The 15056-nt window shown below is 64.5% G+C and carries 12 protein-coding genes; 6 read left to right on the top strand and 6 right to left on the bottom strand.

Annotated elements, in window-relative coordinates; genetic code table 11:
• The first annotated feature begins 55 nt into the window (after window positions 1-55).
• Genes CAG44_RS16490 through tsaA form a run of 3 tightly spaced genes read left to right on the top strand, consistent with a single transcriptional unit; the run spans window position 56 to window position 1975 of the window.
• Window positions 56-766 (top strand): rRNA pseudouridine synthase, encoded by a 711-nt coding sequence (locus tag CAG44_RS16490; RefSeq protein WP_013973831.1) that lies wholly within the window; start codon window positions 56-58, stop codon window positions 764-766.
• A 48-nt stretch (window positions 767-814) separates the two neighbouring features.
• Window positions 815-1276 carry a DUF1456 family protein gene (locus tag CAG44_RS16485; protein WP_013973832.1) on the top strand — a complete coding sequence of 154 codons (462 nt, stop codon included), beginning with the start codon at window positions 815-817 and terminating at the stop codon, window positions 1274-1276.
• Window positions 1277-1282: 6 nt separating this feature from the next.
• Window positions 1283-1975, top strand: coding sequence for a tRNA (N6-threonylcarbamoyladenosine(37)-N6)-methyltransferase TrmO (gene tsaA, locus CAG44_RS16480; protein ID WP_085590707.1), 693 nt, complete (start codon window positions 1283-1285; stop codon window positions 1973-1975).
• Window positions 1976-2154: 179 nt separating this feature from the next.
• Here tsaA and CAG44_RS16475 read toward each other — a convergent pair whose 3' ends face one another.
• The 4 genes from CAG44_RS16475 to CAG44_RS16455 form a co-directional block, all read right to left on the bottom strand.
• On the bottom strand, window positions 2155-3477 hold the full coding sequence (locus CAG44_RS16475; protein ID WP_025340279.1) for a dicarboxylate/amino acid:cation symporter: 1323 nt from the start codon (window positions 3475-3477) through the stop codon (window positions 2155-2157).
• Window positions 3478-3888: 411 nt separating this feature from the next.
• A complete protein-coding gene (locus tag CAG44_RS16465) occupies window positions 3889-5235 on the bottom strand; it encodes an ATP-binding protein (RefSeq protein ID WP_085692547.1) in 1347 nt (448 codons plus the stop codon).
• Window positions 5232-5909 (bottom strand): response regulator, encoded by a 678-nt coding sequence (locus CAG44_RS16460; RefSeq protein ID WP_025340281.1) that lies wholly within the window; start codon window positions 5907-5909, stop codon window positions 5232-5234. The genes CAG44_RS16465 and CAG44_RS16460 overlap by 4 nt, the downstream gene beginning before the upstream one ends.
• 150 nt (window positions 5910-6059) lie before the next feature.
• Window positions 6060-6665, bottom strand: a complete 606-nt coding sequence (locus CAG44_RS16455) for an outer membrane beta-barrel protein (protein WP_085692546.1) — start codon at window positions 6663-6665, stop codon at window positions 6060-6062.
• 129 nt (window positions 6666-6794) lie between these two features.
• Between CAG44_RS16455 and CAG44_RS16450 the strand changes: the two genes are divergently transcribed.
• Window positions 6795-7586 carry a dienelactone hydrolase family protein gene (locus CAG44_RS16450; protein WP_085692545.1) on the top strand — a complete coding sequence of 264 codons (792 nt, stop codon included), beginning with the start codon at window positions 6795-6797 and terminating at the stop codon, window positions 7584-7586.
• Window positions 7587-7764: 178 nt separating this feature from the next.
• A complete protein-coding gene (locus CAG44_RS16445; RefSeq protein ID WP_085619118.1) occupies window positions 7765-8466 on the top strand; it encodes a 4'-phosphopantetheinyl transferase in 702 nt (233 codons plus the stop codon).
• A 3-nt stretch (window positions 8467-8469) separates the two neighbouring features.
• On the opposite strand, the gene CAG44_RS16440 is transcribed toward CAG44_RS16445, so the two are convergent.
• Together CAG44_RS16440 and CAG44_RS16435 are read right to left on the bottom strand one after the other, a co-directional pair.
• Complete coding sequence (locus CAG44_RS16440; RefSeq protein ID WP_085692544.1) at window positions 8470-10077, bottom strand: ATP-binding protein; 1608 nt, start codon at window positions 10075-10077, stop codon at window positions 8470-8472.
• Window positions 10074-10772 carry a response regulator transcription factor gene (locus CAG44_RS16435; RefSeq protein WP_085590720.1) on the bottom strand — a complete coding sequence of 233 codons (699 nt, stop codon included), beginning with the start codon at window positions 10770-10772 and terminating at the stop codon, window positions 10074-10076. Before CAG44_RS16435 ends, CAG44_RS16440 begins: the two co-directional genes overlap by 4 nt.
• An 829-nt stretch (window positions 10773-11601) precedes the next feature.
• Here CAG44_RS16435 and CAG44_RS16425 point away from each other — a divergent pair.
• A complete protein-coding gene (locus tag CAG44_RS16425) occupies window positions 11602-14481 on the top strand; it encodes a ribonucleoside-diphosphate reductase subunit alpha (RefSeq protein ID WP_085692543.1) in 2880 nt (959 codons plus the stop codon).
• The last annotated feature ends 575 nt before the right edge of the window (window positions 14482-15056 follow it).

Below are 15056 nucleotides of genomic sequence, written 5' to 3'. Positions count from 1 at the left end.
CTGCCGCGCGGGCAGGTACAATGCAGGTCTTTCCCTGCCTTTGCGAATTGCCGTCATGTCCGAACCCGTCCGCCTGTCCAAACGCCTTATCGAGCAGCTTGGCTGCTCCCGCCGCGAGGCCGAGCTGTATATCGAGGGCGGCTGGGTCACGGTCGATGGCGTGGTGGTCGAGCAACCGCAGTTCAAGGTCGAGCAGCAACGCGTCGAACTGCTGCCGGGTGCCCGTGCCGAAACGCTGGAACCGGTAACCCTGCTGCTGAACCAGCCGGCCAGCGTGGACAGCGAAACCGCCCGCGCCAGCATGAACATGAGCAACCTCAGCGAAGCCCACCGCGAAGGCGTGCGCGCACTGCACGGGCATTTTGCCCGGCAGGCCTGCGTGGCGCCGCTGGAGCGCGGTGCCAGCGGCCTGCAGGTATTCACCCAAGACTGGCGGGTAACCCGCAAGATCGACGCCGACCTGCGCCGCCTGGAACAGGAATTCATCGTTGAAGTGCGCGGCGAGACCACGCCCCAGGCGCTGGAACGCCTGGCGCGCGGTGCCACCCGCAATGACCGCGAGCTGCCTAAAGCCAAGGCCAGCTGGCAGAACGAAACCCACCTGCGCATGGCCCTGAAAAACCCGCAGCCAGGGCAGATCGCCGAGCTGTGCGCCTACCTGCGCCTGGAGCTGGTAGGCATGCGCCGCATTCGCCTGGGTGGCGTATCGATGGGCAAGCTGCCCCTGGGCCAGTGGCGCTACCTGGCCACTACCGAACGTTTCTAAGCAATACGCCGCGCCACAGGTGCGGCACCTGAACAGGATTCTGCAACAATGAACCACAACGACGTCCTGCGCAGCCTGCGCTACATGCTCAAGGTGAATGACGCCAAGATGGCCGAAATCATCGGGCTATCCGGCCTCGACGTGCATCCCCTGGTGCTGGCCACCTACCTGAAGAAGGAAGACGAGGAAGGCTTCGTGCGGTGCCCGGAACGGGTCATGGCGCACTTTCTCGACGGCCTGGTGATCCACCGCCGCGGCAAGGATGACAGCCGCCCGCCGCAGCCGATCGAGCTGCCGGTAACCAACAACCTCATCCTCAAGAAGCTGCGGGTGGCCTTCGAGCTCAAGGAAGATGACCTGCATGCGATCCTCAAGTCGGTCAACTTCCCGGTCAGCAAACCCGAGCTCAGCGCGCTGTTCCGCAAGGCCGGCCATGACAACTACCGCCCTTGCGGCGACCAGCTGCTGCGCAACTTCCTCAAGGGCCTGACCCTGCGCGTGCGCGGCTGATTGGCCATGCAGCATACGGTTACCCCGGTCGGCATCATCCGCTCCTGTTTCAAGGAGAAGTTCGCCATCCCGCGCCAGCCGCAACTGGCGCCCGCCGCACGCGGCGTGCTCGAGCTGCTGCCGCCGTTCGACCAGGGCGATGCGGTCGAGGGGCTGGAGCAGGTCAGCCATGTCTGGCTGCTGTTCCTGTTCCACCAGGCACTGGAAGACAAACCCCGCCTGAAAGTGCGGCCACCGCGCCTGGGCGGCAACAAGAGCATGGGTGTGTTCGCCACCCGCGCCACTCACCGGCCCAATGGCATCGGCCAGTCGGTGGTACGCCTGGAAGGCGTGGAGCCAGGGCGCCTGCTGTTGTCTGGCATCGACCTGCTCGACGGTACGCCGGTGCTGGACATCAAGCCGTATGTGCCATACGCCGATAGCATCGCTGGCGCCAGCAACCAGATGGCCAGCCAAGCGCCTGCCGCGATCGCCGTGCAGTGGGGCGACAACGCCCTTCCCCAGGCCCGCGAACATGCACTGCGCCTGGGCGAACCGCTGGTGGAGCTGATCGAGCAGTGCCTGGCGCAGGACCCACGGCCGGCCTACCAAGTGCCGCCGGCCGAGCGGGTCTATGGGGTGAAGTTCTGGGATGTGCAGGTGCGTTGGCATTACCCGCAACCGGACGTGATCCGGGTGCTGGAGGTGGTGAAAGATTGAGGATCACAGGCCCGGCCCATCGCCGGCAAGCCAGCTCCCACAGGGACCGCACAATGCTCAGGCCTGTGGTGACCCTGTGGGAGCTGGCTTGCCGGCGATAGGGCCGGGCCTGAAAGCACAATAATCACCCACAAAAAAGGCGACCCTGAGGTCGCCTTTTTCTTTTCACCATCCCGCGATCAGCGAGCCGGGCCTTCAGCCACGCCCAGGTCGTCGGTCGGACGGGTATCGACCAGCGGCGCACCACCGGAGGCCAGCTCCGATGCCAGCTTGTCGTTGTCCATTTCCTTCACCCACTTGGCCACGACCACGGTGGCAACGGCGTTGCCAACCAGGTTGGTCAGGGCGCGGGCTTCGGACATGAAACGGTCGATGCCGAGGATCAGCGCCAGGCCGGCAACCGGCAGGTGGCCAACGGCCGACAGGGTGGCGGCCAGGACGATGAAGCCCGAACCGGTAACGCCGGCAGCACCCTTGGAAGCCACCAGCAGCACCAGCAGCAAGGTGATCTGGTGCGTGATGTCCATGGTGGTGTCAGTGGCCTGGGCGATGAACACCGCAGCCATGGTCAGGTAGATCGAGGTGCCATCGAGGTTGAACGAGTAACCGGTCGGGATGACCAGGCCAACCACCGACTTCTTCGCACCCAGGCGCTCCATCTTGGCCAGCATGCGTGGCAGGGCCGACTCCGAGGAGGAAGTACCCAGCACGATCAGCAGTTCTTCACGGATGTAGCGGATCAGCTTGAGGACACTGAAACCGTGGGCGCGGCAGATACCGCCCAGCACCACCAGCACGAACAGCAGGCAGGTGATGTAGAAGCAGGCCATCAGGTAGCCCAGTTGCACCAGCGAGCCAACGCCGTACTGGCCGATGGTGAAGGCCATTGCACCGAAGGCACCGACCGGGGCCAGTTTCATGATCATGTTGATGATGTTGAACATGACATGGGCGAAGCGGTCGATCATGTCCAGCACCGGCTTGCCGTAGCTGCCCAGGCGGTGCAGGGCGAAGCCGAACAGCACGGAGAACATCAGCACTTGCAGGATGTCGCCGTTGGCGAAGGCGCCGACCACGGTGTTGGGGATGACGTTGAGCAGGAAGCCGACGGTGGTCTGCTGCGCGCCGGCGGCGGCGTAGGCAGCCACGCTGCTGGCGTTCAGGGTGCTGACGTCGATGTGCATGCCAGCGCCCGGCTTGACCACGTTGACCACGACGAGGCCGATGATCAGGGCGATGGTGGAGACGATTTCAAAGTACAGCAGCGCGTAGCCGCCGGTCTTGCCGACCGACTTCATGCTCTGCATGCCGGCGATGCCGCTGACCACGGTACAGAAGATGATCGGGGCGATGACCATCTTGATCAGTTTGACGAAGCCGTCACCCAAGGGTTTGAGGGCGACGCCCGTCTCCGGGTAGTAATGGCCGAGCAGGATACCGATGGTGATGGCGACCAACACCTGGACATACAGGGATTTGTACAGCGGCTGACGTGTCGTCATGGCTAATTTTCCTCAAGTGTGCCGGTTCACCCTTCCCAGGGCGATGGGGCACCTGAATCGCTAACCCTCCTGCACCTGGAGGGATTTGTCGTTGTGTTCGAGCTGCCTGGGCAGGCCTCTGCGAGGATCAATAGCAAGGGTGGTGCCAAAATGCCCATGAAGGGTGCAAGGGCCGTATTTGCAAGGGATGAACGCCCAACGACGGGGCGATTTGCCTGAGGAGGGCTGGCGGATTTCCGCCCGGTGGCGGGATTTGTACAGGGGCATTGGCGGGAATCCGCCCATTGTGGTTTGCCTGTGCCGGCCCTTTCGCGGGCTTGCCCGCTCCCACAGGTACTGCACAGGGCCTGAGGGCAGTGCGGATCCTGTGGGAGCGGGCAAGCCCGCGAAAGGGCCGGTACAGGCTACAAATCAATCCAGGTTGAAGGTGATCCTGAACGCCGCGCCCCCCAGAGGAGAATCCCCCAGGCTCAGCTCGGCGTCATAGCTGTCGACGATATCCTTGACCACCGCCAGCCCGATTCCCTGCCCCGGGTGCTGGCTGTCCAGCCGCTCCCCACGCTCCAGAATCCGCTCACGCTGGTCCGCCGGCACCCCCGGCCCGTCGTCCTCGATGCACAAGGTCAACTGCCCAGGCGCCTGCTCCAGACTTACGCGCACCTGGCCCAGGCTCAGGCGGTAGGCGTTCTCCAGCAGGTTGCCCAGCAGCTCCAGCAACGCGCCCTGCTCCATCGGCACCTGCGCCGCATCGGGCAGTTGCAGCGTCACGTCCACCCGCTTGTCCCGGTACACCTTGGCCAAGGTGCTGCACAGGCTTTCGAGCAACGGCCGCAGCAATACGCTGTGGCGTACCAGGCCGCTCTTGCGCAGGCTGGCGCGTTGCAGCTGGTAGTCGATCTGCTGGCTCATGCGCTCGATCTGGCTCTGCAGCACCCGCGCCTGCTCGCGCTCGCCGCTACGCTGCTGCAGGCTTTCGCCCACCCCCTGCAACACCGCCAGCGGCGTCTTCAGGCTGTGCGCCAGGTCATCGAGCGAATCACGGTAGCGCTGGCGCTGCTCGCGCTCGCTGCGCAACAGGCGGTTCAGCGAGCCGGTCAGGCGCAGCAGCTCCCGTGGGTGTTCGCCACTCAGGCCATCCCGCACGCCCGACTCCACGTCGTCCAGCTCGCGGCTGAGCCGGCGCAACGAACGCAGGCCCCAGGTCAGGCCGGCCCACAGCAGCACCAGCAGCGCCAGCAAGGCCGCGCCAAAACCCAGGTAGAGCTTTTCGCGCAGGCCATCGAGGGTGTGCTGGTATTCGCGCACCGGTTGCAGGGCAACGATGCTGTAGGCGGCGCTCTGGCCACCCAGCAGCTTGATCTCGACGTCATAGACGAAGAACTCTTCGCCATCGGCCTGGTGAATGCGGGCGAATTCGTTGCCGCGGCCGTCGTAGCGCGGGCGGTAGTTGACGTTCTGCGCGGCGGTTGCCCGCGACTGCCAGACCAGCTTGCCGTCGCGGTCGAAGATATAGCCGAGCAGGCCGGTGTACGGCAGGTTGTAACGCTCGTCCGGCAGCAGCGTCGGCATTTGCAGTTGGCCGTGCTCGATGCGCGCAGCGGAAATCAGCGTGGTCACATCCGAGGCCAGGCGTTGTTCGATCGACTCCTGCAGGGCCAGGCTGAAGGCCTTCTGCAAGGCCGGCAGCAGCGCCAGCATGAACAGCAGCGCCAGCACCGCGGCCGCCAGCATCAGGCGCACCCGCAGCGAACGGATCATCGGCAGCGCTCGGTGAACAGGTAGCCCAGGCCGCGCACGGTGTCGATCGGTTTGAAGCCGTGCTCGCCCTCGAGCTTGCGCCGCAGGCGGCCGACCAGCACTTCGATGACATTGGGGTCGCGTTCCTCGTCACCCGGGTACAGCTGCTCCATCAGGCGGTCCTTGGCCACCACCTGCTGGTGATGGCGCATGAGGTATTCGAGGATGCGGTATTCGTAGGCGGTCAGGGCCAGGGGCTGCTCGTCCAGCGTCGCCTGCTTGCGGTTGAGGTCGAGCACCAGCGGGCCGGCGGCAATGGTCGACTGGGTAAAGCCGCTGGAACGGCGCAGCAGGGCGTTCAGGCGTGCCTCGAGTTCTTCGAACTGGAACGGCTTGACCAGATAGTCGTCGGCACCCGCGGCCAGGCCCTCGACCTTGTCCTGCCAGTTGCCGCGGGCGGTGAGGATGAGAATGGGGAAGGTCTTGTCCTGGCTGCGCAGGCGCGTGATCAGCTCCAGCCCGCTGATGCCGGGCAGGCCCAGGTCGATGATGGCAAGGTCGAAATGGTATTGCCCGGCCTGGTACAGCGCCTCCTCGGCATCGGCGACCGCCTCGACCACATGGCCGCTTTCGCCCAGGCGGGTGTAGAGGTGATGGCGAAGCAGGGCTTCGTCCTCGACCACCAGCAGTTTCATGTGCAGCTCCTTGATATGTATTGCCTGTACCGGCCTCTTCGCGGGCACGCCCGCTCCCACAGGGATCGCACAGGCGCCAAGGCTCGTGCAGTACCTGTGGGAGCGGGCGTGCCCGCGAAAGGGCCGGTAAAGGATAACCCGGCTTGCCCGTCAGAACTTGTAGCTTGCAGCCAGGTAGGTCTGCGCGCTGCTGGTCAGGCGCAGGGTGCCGTCCTTCGGCCCGCCGTGCGCACCCACTTCGGTGGCGGCGTTGGTACGCAGGTAACGGTAGCCCAGTTCCACCGAAGCCTTGTCGGTAATGTCCTGGATCACGCCGGCCTGCAGGCCATACGCGTAACCGTAGTCGGTATCCCGGCTGGCACCCGGCGAGTCCTGGGTCAGCTTGGTCACGCCCAGGCTGCCGCCGCCGAACAGCTTGGTGGTGTCACCCACCGGCAGGAACAGGTCGTAGCTGCCCAGCAGGTTTTCCTGGCGCAGCTTCAGGCCGCCGTGGTCGCCCGAGACATTGTCGTAAGTCATGTAGTAGCGGCCCTGGTCATTGATCTTGCCCACGCGCACACCCCAGGTGTCGTCCTTGCCGATGATGCCGTCGGCGTTGAGGTGGTCGGTGTTGCGCTGCAGCAGGCCGGACTTGCGAACCTTGTCGCTGGTCTGGCCGTAGGTCAGGCTGGCAAAGTTGTCGTCAGCGGCCTGGGCAGTGGTGATGCCAGCGGCGCAGACGGCCATGGCGGCAAGCAGGGTGTTGAAGGTTTTCATGGCTGGATACTCCAGTTGAGTGCGCTGTTTCGGTCTGGAAGCTAGAGTAAGCAGGGCACCCTGAACCGCGACTGAACCCTGGCTGAACCTCGGCTGAACGAACCGTTTGCAGAACAAGGAGTAGTGACCATGCGCGCCCTGCTGGCCTTGACCCTGATGTGCAGCGCCGCCCTCGCCCAAGCGGCGGTACAAACCCGCGAGATCCCCTACCAGGACGCCGACGGCAACCGCCTGGTCGGCTACTACGCCTATGACGACGCCATCGAAGGCAAGCGCCCCGGCATCGTCGTGGTGCATGAGTGGTGGGGGCTGAACGACTACGTCAAGCGCCGCGCCCGCGAGCTTGCGGCGCTGGGCTACAACGCGCTGGCCATCGACATGTATGGCGACGGCAAGCAAACCGAACACCCTGCCGACGCCAAGGCGTTCATGACAGCGGCGACGAAAGACCCCAAGGCCGCGGAGCGGCGCTTCGATGCCGGCCTGGAGCTGCTCAAGCTGCAGCCCAATACCAACAAGCACCAGTTGGGGGCAGTGGGTTACTGCTTTGGCGGCAAGGTGGCGCTGGATGCCGCGCGGCGAGGGGAAAAGCTCGATGGCGTGGTGAGCTTCCACGCCCCGCTGGTCACGCAGACACCGGCCAGGCCGGGCGTGGTGCGGGCCGATATCCTGGTGGAGCATGGTGCGGCGGACTCCCTGGTGACCGAGCAGCAGGTGGAAGCGTTCAAGGCGGAAATGGATGCAGCCAAGGTCAACTACCAGTTCGTCAGTATTCCCGGGGCCAAGCACGGGTTCAGCAACCCGGATTCGGACCGCATGGGGCACGGTGAACATGGCGGGCCGGATATTGCCTACAACAAGGCGGCGGACGAGAGCTCCTGGGCGGATATGCAGGCGTTCTTCAAGAAAGTGTTCAAGTAAACAACGCGAGGGTCCGCTTTGCGGCCCAATCGCCGGCAAGCCAGCTCCCACAGGGGCCGCGCAAAGCTTGGGCCGTGCACTGTACCTGTGGGAGCTGGCTTGCCGGCGATTGGGCTGCAAAGCAGCCCCTGCGATTCGATCTCCCACACCGTCGCCTCGGCTGGCACAATACCCCCCCATGAACACACTCCCCGCCTGCTGCGCCCCGCTCCAGCACCACTGGCCCCTGCCCCGCCCACTACCCGGCGCGGTGCTGGTCAGTTGTTACTTCGACCCGGCCCGCCTGGCACCCGACGACTTCCAGCGCGCCGGCGTCGTGCCAGGCGCCAGCCTGCAGCGCTCGGTGGCCAAGCGTCAGGCCGAGTACCTGGCCGGCCGGGTATGTGCCCGCGCCGCGCTGCAGCGCCTGGACGGCCGTGACTACGTGCCCGGTACCCACGAGGACCGTTCGCCCATCTGGCCCGCCGGCATCCACGGCTCGATCACCCACGGCAAAGGCTGGGCTGCCGCCGTGGTTGCTGCCGAGGGCAGTTGCCAGGGCCTGGGCCTGGATCAGGAAGCACTGCTGGATGACCAGCGTGCCGAGCGGCTGATGGGCGAAATCCTCACCCCGCCCGAACTCGAGCGCCTGGACCGCCGCCAGCTCGGCCTTGCCGTCACCCTGACCTTCTCGCTGAAGGAAAGCCTGTTCAAGACGCTCTACCCGCTGACCCGCCAGCGCTTCTACTTCGAGCACGCCGAAGTGCTGGACTGGTCCGCCGAAGGCCTGGCCCGCCTGCGCCTGCTCACCGACCTGTCGCCGCAGTGGCGGCATGGCGCCGAACTGCAGGGCCAGTTCTGCCTGCAGGACGGCCACCTGCTCAGCCTGGTCAGCGTCTGACCGTCACAACGGTGCCTGCTGCCGTGGCCAGTTCAGACTGAAGCAGGCACCGCCCAGCGCGGCGCTGCGCCCCACCGTGGCCCGCCCCGCGTGCCAGTAGATGATCCGCCGCACGATAGACAGGCCCAAGCCATGCCCGCCCGAGGCGCGGGTACGGCTGTCGTCGAGGCGGGTGAACGGTGTGAAAATACGGTCCCAGACGCCCTCGGGAATGCCCGGGCCGTCATCCTCCACGTCAATGCGGCAGCGTTGCTGCCCCAACTGATAGCTCAGGCGCACCTCGGCCTCGGCATGGCGCATGGCGTTGCCCACCAGGTTCTGCAGGGCCCGGTGCAGGTAGCGCGGTTCGGCTTCGACCCAGGCGCCTTCGCCATCGGCGCCCTGGCACTCACCGCGCACCACCCGTACCTCGGCACGCAGCGGCGCAAGCTCTTCGATCACCCGGTCGAGCAAGGCGTCCAGGTCTACCCGCTCGAACTTCAGCGCCGGTGCGCCCTGCTCCAGGCGGGCGTAAGTGAGCATCTCGTCGACCAATTTGTCGAGGTCCTGGATATCGCCGTCCATGCCCGCCAGGTGCTTGGCCCGGGCCTGCTCGGTGGTGGCACTTTCGATCATCTCCAGGCCAAAGCGCAGGCGTGCCACCGGCGTGCGCAGCTCGTGGGAAACCGCCCGCACCAGCTCGCGCTGCATGGTCAGCGAGCGCTGCAGGTGCTCGGCCATGCCGTTGAAGGCCGCGGCCAGGCGCCCCACCGAGTCGGCGTCGCCGGCCGGCACGCGGGTGTCCAGGCTGCCCTGGGCGATGCGCGTGGCGGCAAACTCCAGCCCCGACACGCGCCGCTCCAGTTGGCGCACCAGCAGGTAGACCACCAGGCCGATCAGGCACAGGCCAAGAAAGGTGATCAGGATCAGCAACTGCGGCGGATACGGGTTGAGCTGGTACAGCGGGCCGATTTCCAGCACCCAGGGCGAACCCGCCAGCCCGGCGAACACGCGGATCGAGTCACCATCCTTGCCCAGGGCCATGACCGTGTCGCCCTCCTCGACCCGGCGCCGCTGGTCATCGTCCAGGCTCACCCGCTCGATGCGCTGCAGGGCCACGCCAAAGCCGAAGCCCTTTTCTTTCTTGATCTGTGCCAGGCGCTGCTGCTGTTCGGTCACCGGGTAGCGCACCAATTCGTCGGCCAACAGATAGAGGGTGGCCCGCGCCAGTTGCTCGCTGATCTGTTTGATCTGCGCTACCAGCATCAGGTCTTCCTGGCCGACCTTGCGCAGCACCTGGGCCGCATGCGGGCCGGTCTTCTCGACCACCACCAGGCCGCGGTACAGGCGCGCCCGCTGGCCGCCATCGAGTGTGCGCGCGGTCATCGGTTGCAGCGCCAGCGGCACGCCGAGCAGGCGCTCCCAGATCAGCAGCGAGCGCTTGCGTTCGGTGTCGTTCTGCAGCGCCAGGTTGTCGGCCATCAGGCTGAAGGTACCCTGGGCCAGGCCCTCGCGGTGCTGGGCGGCACGCACTTCGTTGACCAGGTGCAGGCTGAGCACCCCGAGCAGGGCCACCAGCACCAGCACGGCCAGCATGCCGCCATAGATGCGCAGGAAGATCGAGTTGTTCATGGGGCCTCGCCGACGAACAGGTAGCCCTTGCTGCGCAGGGTCTTGATCAGCCTTGGCTGGAGCGGGTCGTCGCCGATCTTGGGGCGGATCCTGGAGATGCGTATGTCGATGGAGCGGTCCTGGCCGTCGTAGCCGACGCCACGTAGTGCAGTGAAGATCTGCTCGCGCGTCAGCACCCGCCCGGCGTTGCTGGCCAACAGCCAGAGCAGGTCGAATTCGGCGCCGGTCAGCTCGATCAGCTGTTCCCCCAGACGCGCCTCGCGCAGGCGATTGTCGATGCGCAGCGCGCCGAAGGCCAGGTCCTGGCGCTTGCTGTCCGGTGCTTCGCTGCGGCGCAGCAGGGCCTGAATGCGTGCCAGCAGCAGGCGTGGGCGTACGGGTTTGCAGACGTAGTCGTCGGCCCCCAGGTCCAGGCCCTGCACCTGGTCGAGTTCATCGCTGCGGGCGGTCAGCATGAGGATCGGGCCGGGGTACTGGCTGCGCACCCGGCGGCAGATGCTCAGGCCGTCCTCGCCGGGCAGCATCAGGTCGAGAATGACCAGGTCGGGCTGGCTGTCGACGATGCGCCGCGCGGCGCGGGCGCCATCGCCCTCGACGCTGACTTCGTAGCCGTTGGCCTGCAGGTACTCGGCGGTGAGCTCGGCCAGGCGCTGGTCGTCTTCGACGATGAGGATGCGGGGTGCGGGGTGGTCCATGGCTTGTGCCTTTGTTTGTTGTTTTTCTGTGGCCTGTGCCGGCCCCTTCGCGGGTGAACCCGCTCCCACAGGGACCGAGCCGCTTTCGAAGCCTGTGCAATACCTGTGGGAGCGGGTTCACCCGCGAAGGGGCCAGCACAGGCAACATAACCCTTTAACCAAAAAGCAACATCCCCTCGGAATACTACGGCTGCCATCCGGTACTGCCAACCTGCCAGCAGCCCCTAGACTGAACCGTTTTTTGTGATAGGGTTCGCGCCCGAAAAATTCTGCCCCGGGGCAGCAAGACGCAGAAAAATACTGCAAACCACTTGGCACAAGGCCTACAGCGAATACCCACCATTCACTCACAAAGTACGCACAAGTTATCCACAGGCGCTCGCCTTGCAAAGCCCCCAATACCGCATTATCTTGTATCCCGATCGCAGCGAACCACTAGATATAGGGGTTCGTGCAAAATCACACACAAAAGTCAACCCGCAAAATCAAGCGATTTTTTCGGGTGAACTTCAAGTGATTCCAGCAGCCAAACCGCTCCTGCGGAGGCGACCGAGGCAAGCCCTTCCAGGGCCTTGTTCGGGTATGGGTGTTACAGGCCAGGCCTGGCATCCATCAGCAACAGTTTTTGGGCCCGGCCCAGAACCTTTGACTTCGGCCAGGGAGCGGCGAGCCAATTGCCCTTATTCCTGAGTCTGTCCCGAAGTTGGTACGCCCGCGCGGGCGGATGCGCATGCATTGCCCATCCCCGCCAGGCCATCGAGCAAGTGGACGGAACGGTGGGCGCCCAAAAGGCGCCTGAACAATATAGAAACTGTGGAGACACCCACCCATGCAAACCGACACAACTCGCGAGAACCCGCAGGCCAAGGTGCCGCAGGCCGCCGATTCCAACCAGGATCTGGCCGCCACCGCTCCCGGCCAACTGCGTGTGATCAAGCGTAACGGCACTGTCGTCCCCTACACCGACGACAAGATCACCGTGGCCATCACCAAGGCGTTCCTCGCAGTTGAAGGCGGCACCGCCGCCGCTTCGTCGCGCATCCACGACACCGTCGCGCGCCTGACCGAGCAGGTCACCGCTACGTTCAAGCGTCGCATGCCATCGGGTGGCACCATCCACATCGAAGAAATCCAGGACCAGGTCGAACTGGCCCTGATGCGCGCCGGCGAGCAGAAGGTCGCCCGTGACTACGTGATCTACCGCGAGCAGCGCGCCAAGGAGCGTGCCACCCGCGTCAACACCGAGTCCGTGGTCGAGCCGCACCCGACCATCCGCATCACCCTGGCCGACGGCAGCCTGGCGCCGCTCGACATGGCCCGCCTGAACACCATCATCAGCGAAGCCTGCGAAGGCCTGGCCGAAGTCGATGGCGACCTGATCCAGCGCGACACCCTGAAGAACCTGTACGACGGCGTGGCCATCAAGGACGTCAACACCGCCCTGGTGATGACCGCCCGTACCCTGGTCGAGCGCGAGCCGAACTACTCGTTCGTTACCGCCCGCCTGCTGATGGACACCCTGCGCGCCGAAGGCCTGGGCTTCCTGAACGTGGCCGAGAGCGCCACCCACCACGAAATGGCCGACCTGTACGCCAAGGCCCTGCCGGCCTACATCGACAAAGGTGTAGAGTTCGAGCTGCTGGACCCGGCCCTGAAAGGCTACGACCTGGACCGCCTGGGCAAGGCCATCGACCACGAGCGTGACCAGCAATTCACCTACCTGGGCCTGCAGACCCTGTACGACCGCTACTTCATCCACAAGGATGGCGTGCGCTTCGAGCTGCCACAGGTATTCTTCATGCGTGTGGCCATGGGCCTGGCGCTGGAAGAGAAAGACAAAGAAGCCCGTGCCATCGAGTTCTACAACCTGTTGTCGTCCTTCGACTACATGGCCTCGACCCCGACCCTGTTCAACGCCGGCACCCTGCGCCCGCAGCTGTCCAGCTGCTACCTGACCACCGTGCCGGACGACCTGTCGGGCATCTACCACGCGATCCACGACAACGCCATGCTGTCGAAATTCGCCGGTGGCCTGGGCAACGACTGGACCCCTGTGCGTGCACTGGGCTCCTACATCAAGGGCACCAACGGCAAGTCGCAGGGCGTGGTTCCGTTCCTGAAAGTGGTCAACGACACCGCCGTTGCCGTCAACCAGGGTGGCAAGCGCAAGGGCGCCGTGTGTGCCTACCTGGAAACCTGGCACCTGGACATCGAAGAATTCATCGAGCTGCGCAAGAACACCGGTGATGACCGTCGTCGTACCCACGACATGAACACCGCCAACTGGATCCCTGACCTGTTCATGAAGCGTGTCTTCGATGACGGCAAGTGGACCCTGTTCTCGCCTTCGGAAGTGCCAGACCTGCACGACCTGACCGGCAAGGCCTTCGAAGAGCGCTACGAGTACTACGAAGCCCTGACCGAGTACAACAAGATCAAGGTGTTCAAGACCATCCAGGCCAAAGACCTGTGGCGCAAGATGCTGTCGATGCTGTTCGAGACCGGCCACCCGTGGCTGACCTTCAAGGACCCGTGCAACCTGCGTTCGCCGCAGCAGCACGTGGGCGTGGTCCACAGCTCGAACCTGTGCACCGAGATCACCCTGAACACCAACAAGGACGAGATCGCGGTCTGCAACCTGGGCTCGATCAACCTGCCGAACCACATCGTCGACGGCAAGCTGGACACCGCCAAGCTGCAACGCACCGTGAACACCGCCGTGCGCATGCTCGACAACGTGATCGACATCAACTACTACTCGGTGCCGCAAGCGCGTAACTCGAACTTCAAGCACCGCCCGGTCGGTCTGGGCATCATGGGCTTCCAGGATGCGCTGTACCTGCAGCACATTCCGTACGGCTCCGATGCTGCCGTCGAGTTCGCCGACAAGTCGATGGAAGCGGTCAGCTTCTACGCCATCCAGGCGTCCTGCGACCTGGCCGACGAGCGCGGTGCGTACGAGACCTTCCAGGGTTCGCTGTGGTCCAAGGGCATCCTGCCACTGGATTCGCAACAGATCCTGATCGAGGCCCGTGGCGCCAAGTACATCGACGTCAACCTGGAAGAGTCCCTGGACTGGGCCCCGGTGCGCGAGCGCGTCAAGAAAGGTATTCGTAACTCGAACATCATGGCCATCGCGCCGACCGCGACCATCGCCAACATCACCGGCGTGTCGCAGTCCATCGAGCCGACCTACCAGAACCTGTACGTGAAATCGAACCTGTCGGGCGAGTTCACCGTGATCAACCCGTACCTGGTCCGCGACCTGAAGGCCCGTGGCCTGTGGGACTCGGTAATGATCAACGACCTGAAGTACTACGACGGTTCGGTGCAGCAGATCGAGCGTATCCCGCAAGAGCTGAAGGACCTGTACGCCACCGCGTTCGAAGTCGAGACCAAGTGGATCGTCGATGCCGCCTCGCGTCGCCAGAAGTGGATCGACCAGGCCCAGTCGCTGAACCTGTACATCGCCGGCGCCTCGGGCAAGAAGCTGGACGTGACCTACCGCATGGCCTGGTACCGTGGTCTGAAGACCACCTACTACCTCCGTGCCCTGGCCGCGACCAGCACCGAGAAGTCGACCATCAACACTGGCAAGCTCAACGCCGTTTCCAGCGGTGGCGACAGCGCCCCGGTCCAGGCAGCCGGCCCTGCGCCAGTGCCGAAGGCCTGCGCGATCGACGAGCCTGACTGCGAAGCCTGCCAGTAAGGCCTGAGTGCCGCGCGGGGTGCCCACGGGCGCCCCGCGCGGCATTTTTGTATCCGCCCTGCGCTGAAACCGGCCGCGTAACTTCGGTCGAAGAAGCACGCAGGCATCTCAAGACACGCATTGCCGAAACGTTGCATACAACTCGGTAGCTGCGGATTGACCCGGTTCCTGTAGGAGCGGCCTTGTGTCGCGATGGGCCGCAAAGCGGCCCCGGCGATGTATGTGGCGAAGCTGCAATATTGGGGGCGCTTTCGCACCCCATCGCGACACAAGGCCGCTCCTACAAAGATCGCGCCAACACCACATCCTGTGCTTAAAAAATAAATAACCACAACATATAGTGCCTTTCGCGTTTTACCGCTACACTTCCCCCCTGTATCTGATGACACACGCTTCGTGAACGGACGCACGCCAAAACGGTCGAAAAAGTTACCCTCGCCCGCCAGACACGCACCCCGATCGAAGGCGAATTCCGGTATACTGCGCCCCCTCTGAAAAGGGCACCTTTCAATTGTCCTGGCCCCTCCGAGAGGCCTGGCCAGGTACAAGCCAGAACACACCAGATGTAAACGAGA

The organism is Pseudomonas sp. B13(2017), from assembly GCF_002113245.1.
GTDB lineage: Bacteria > Pseudomonadota > Gammaproteobacteria > Pseudomonadales > Pseudomonadaceae > Aquipseudomonas > Aquipseudomonas putida_Z.
The sequence above is the reverse complement of the archived record's forward strand: the minus strand, read 5'-3'. Positions and strand labels throughout refer to the sequence as shown.

Bases quoted from the DNA above. Each gene is read 5' to 3' on its own strand.
- CAG44_RS16490 (WP_013973831.1), top strand. From the start codon at position 56: ATGTCCGAACCCGTCCGCCTGTCCAAACGCCTTATCGAGCAGCTTGGC.
- CAG44_RS16485 (WP_013973832.1), top strand. From the start codon at position 815: ATGAACCACAACGACGTCCTGCGCAGCCTGCGCTACATGCTCAAGGTG.
- CAG44_RS16450 (WP_085692545.1), top strand. From the start codon at position 6,795: ATGCGCGCCCTGCTGGCCTTGACCCTGATGTGCAGCGCCGCCCTCGCC.
- tsaA (WP_085590707.1), top strand. From the start codon at position 1,283: ATGCAGCATACGGTTACCCCGGTCGGCATCATCCGCTCCTGTTTCAAG.
- CAG44_RS16475 (WP_025340279.1), bottom strand. From the start codon at position 3,477: ATGACGACACGTCAGCCGCTGTACAAATCCCTGTATGTCCAGGTGTTG.
- CAG44_RS16440 (WP_085692544.1), bottom strand. From the start codon at position 10,077: ATGAACAACTCGATCTTCCTGCGCATCTATGGCGGCATGCTGGCCGTG.
- CAG44_RS16465 (WP_085692547.1), bottom strand. From the start codon at position 5,235: ATGATCCGTTCGCTGCGGGTGCGCCTGATGCTGGCGGCCGCGGTGCTG.
- CAG44_RS16435 (WP_085590720.1), bottom strand. From the start codon at position 10,772: ATGGACCACCCCGCACCCCGCATCCTCATCGTCGAAGACGACCAGCGC.
- CAG44_RS16445 (WP_085619118.1), top strand. From the start codon at position 7,765: ATGAACACACTCCCCGCCTGCTGCGCCCCGCTCCAGCACCACTGGCCC.
- CAG44_RS16455 (WP_085692546.1), bottom strand. From the start codon at position 6,665: ATGAAAACCTTCAACACCCTGCTTGCCGCCATGGCCGTCTGCGCCGCT.
- CAG44_RS16460 (WP_025340281.1), bottom strand. From the start codon at position 5,909: ATGAAACTGCTGGTGGTCGAGGACGAAGCCCTGCTTCGCCATCACCTC.
- CAG44_RS16425 (WP_085692543.1), top strand. From the start codon at position 11,602: ATGCAAACCGACACAACTCGCGAGAACCCGCAGGCCAAGGTGCCGCAG.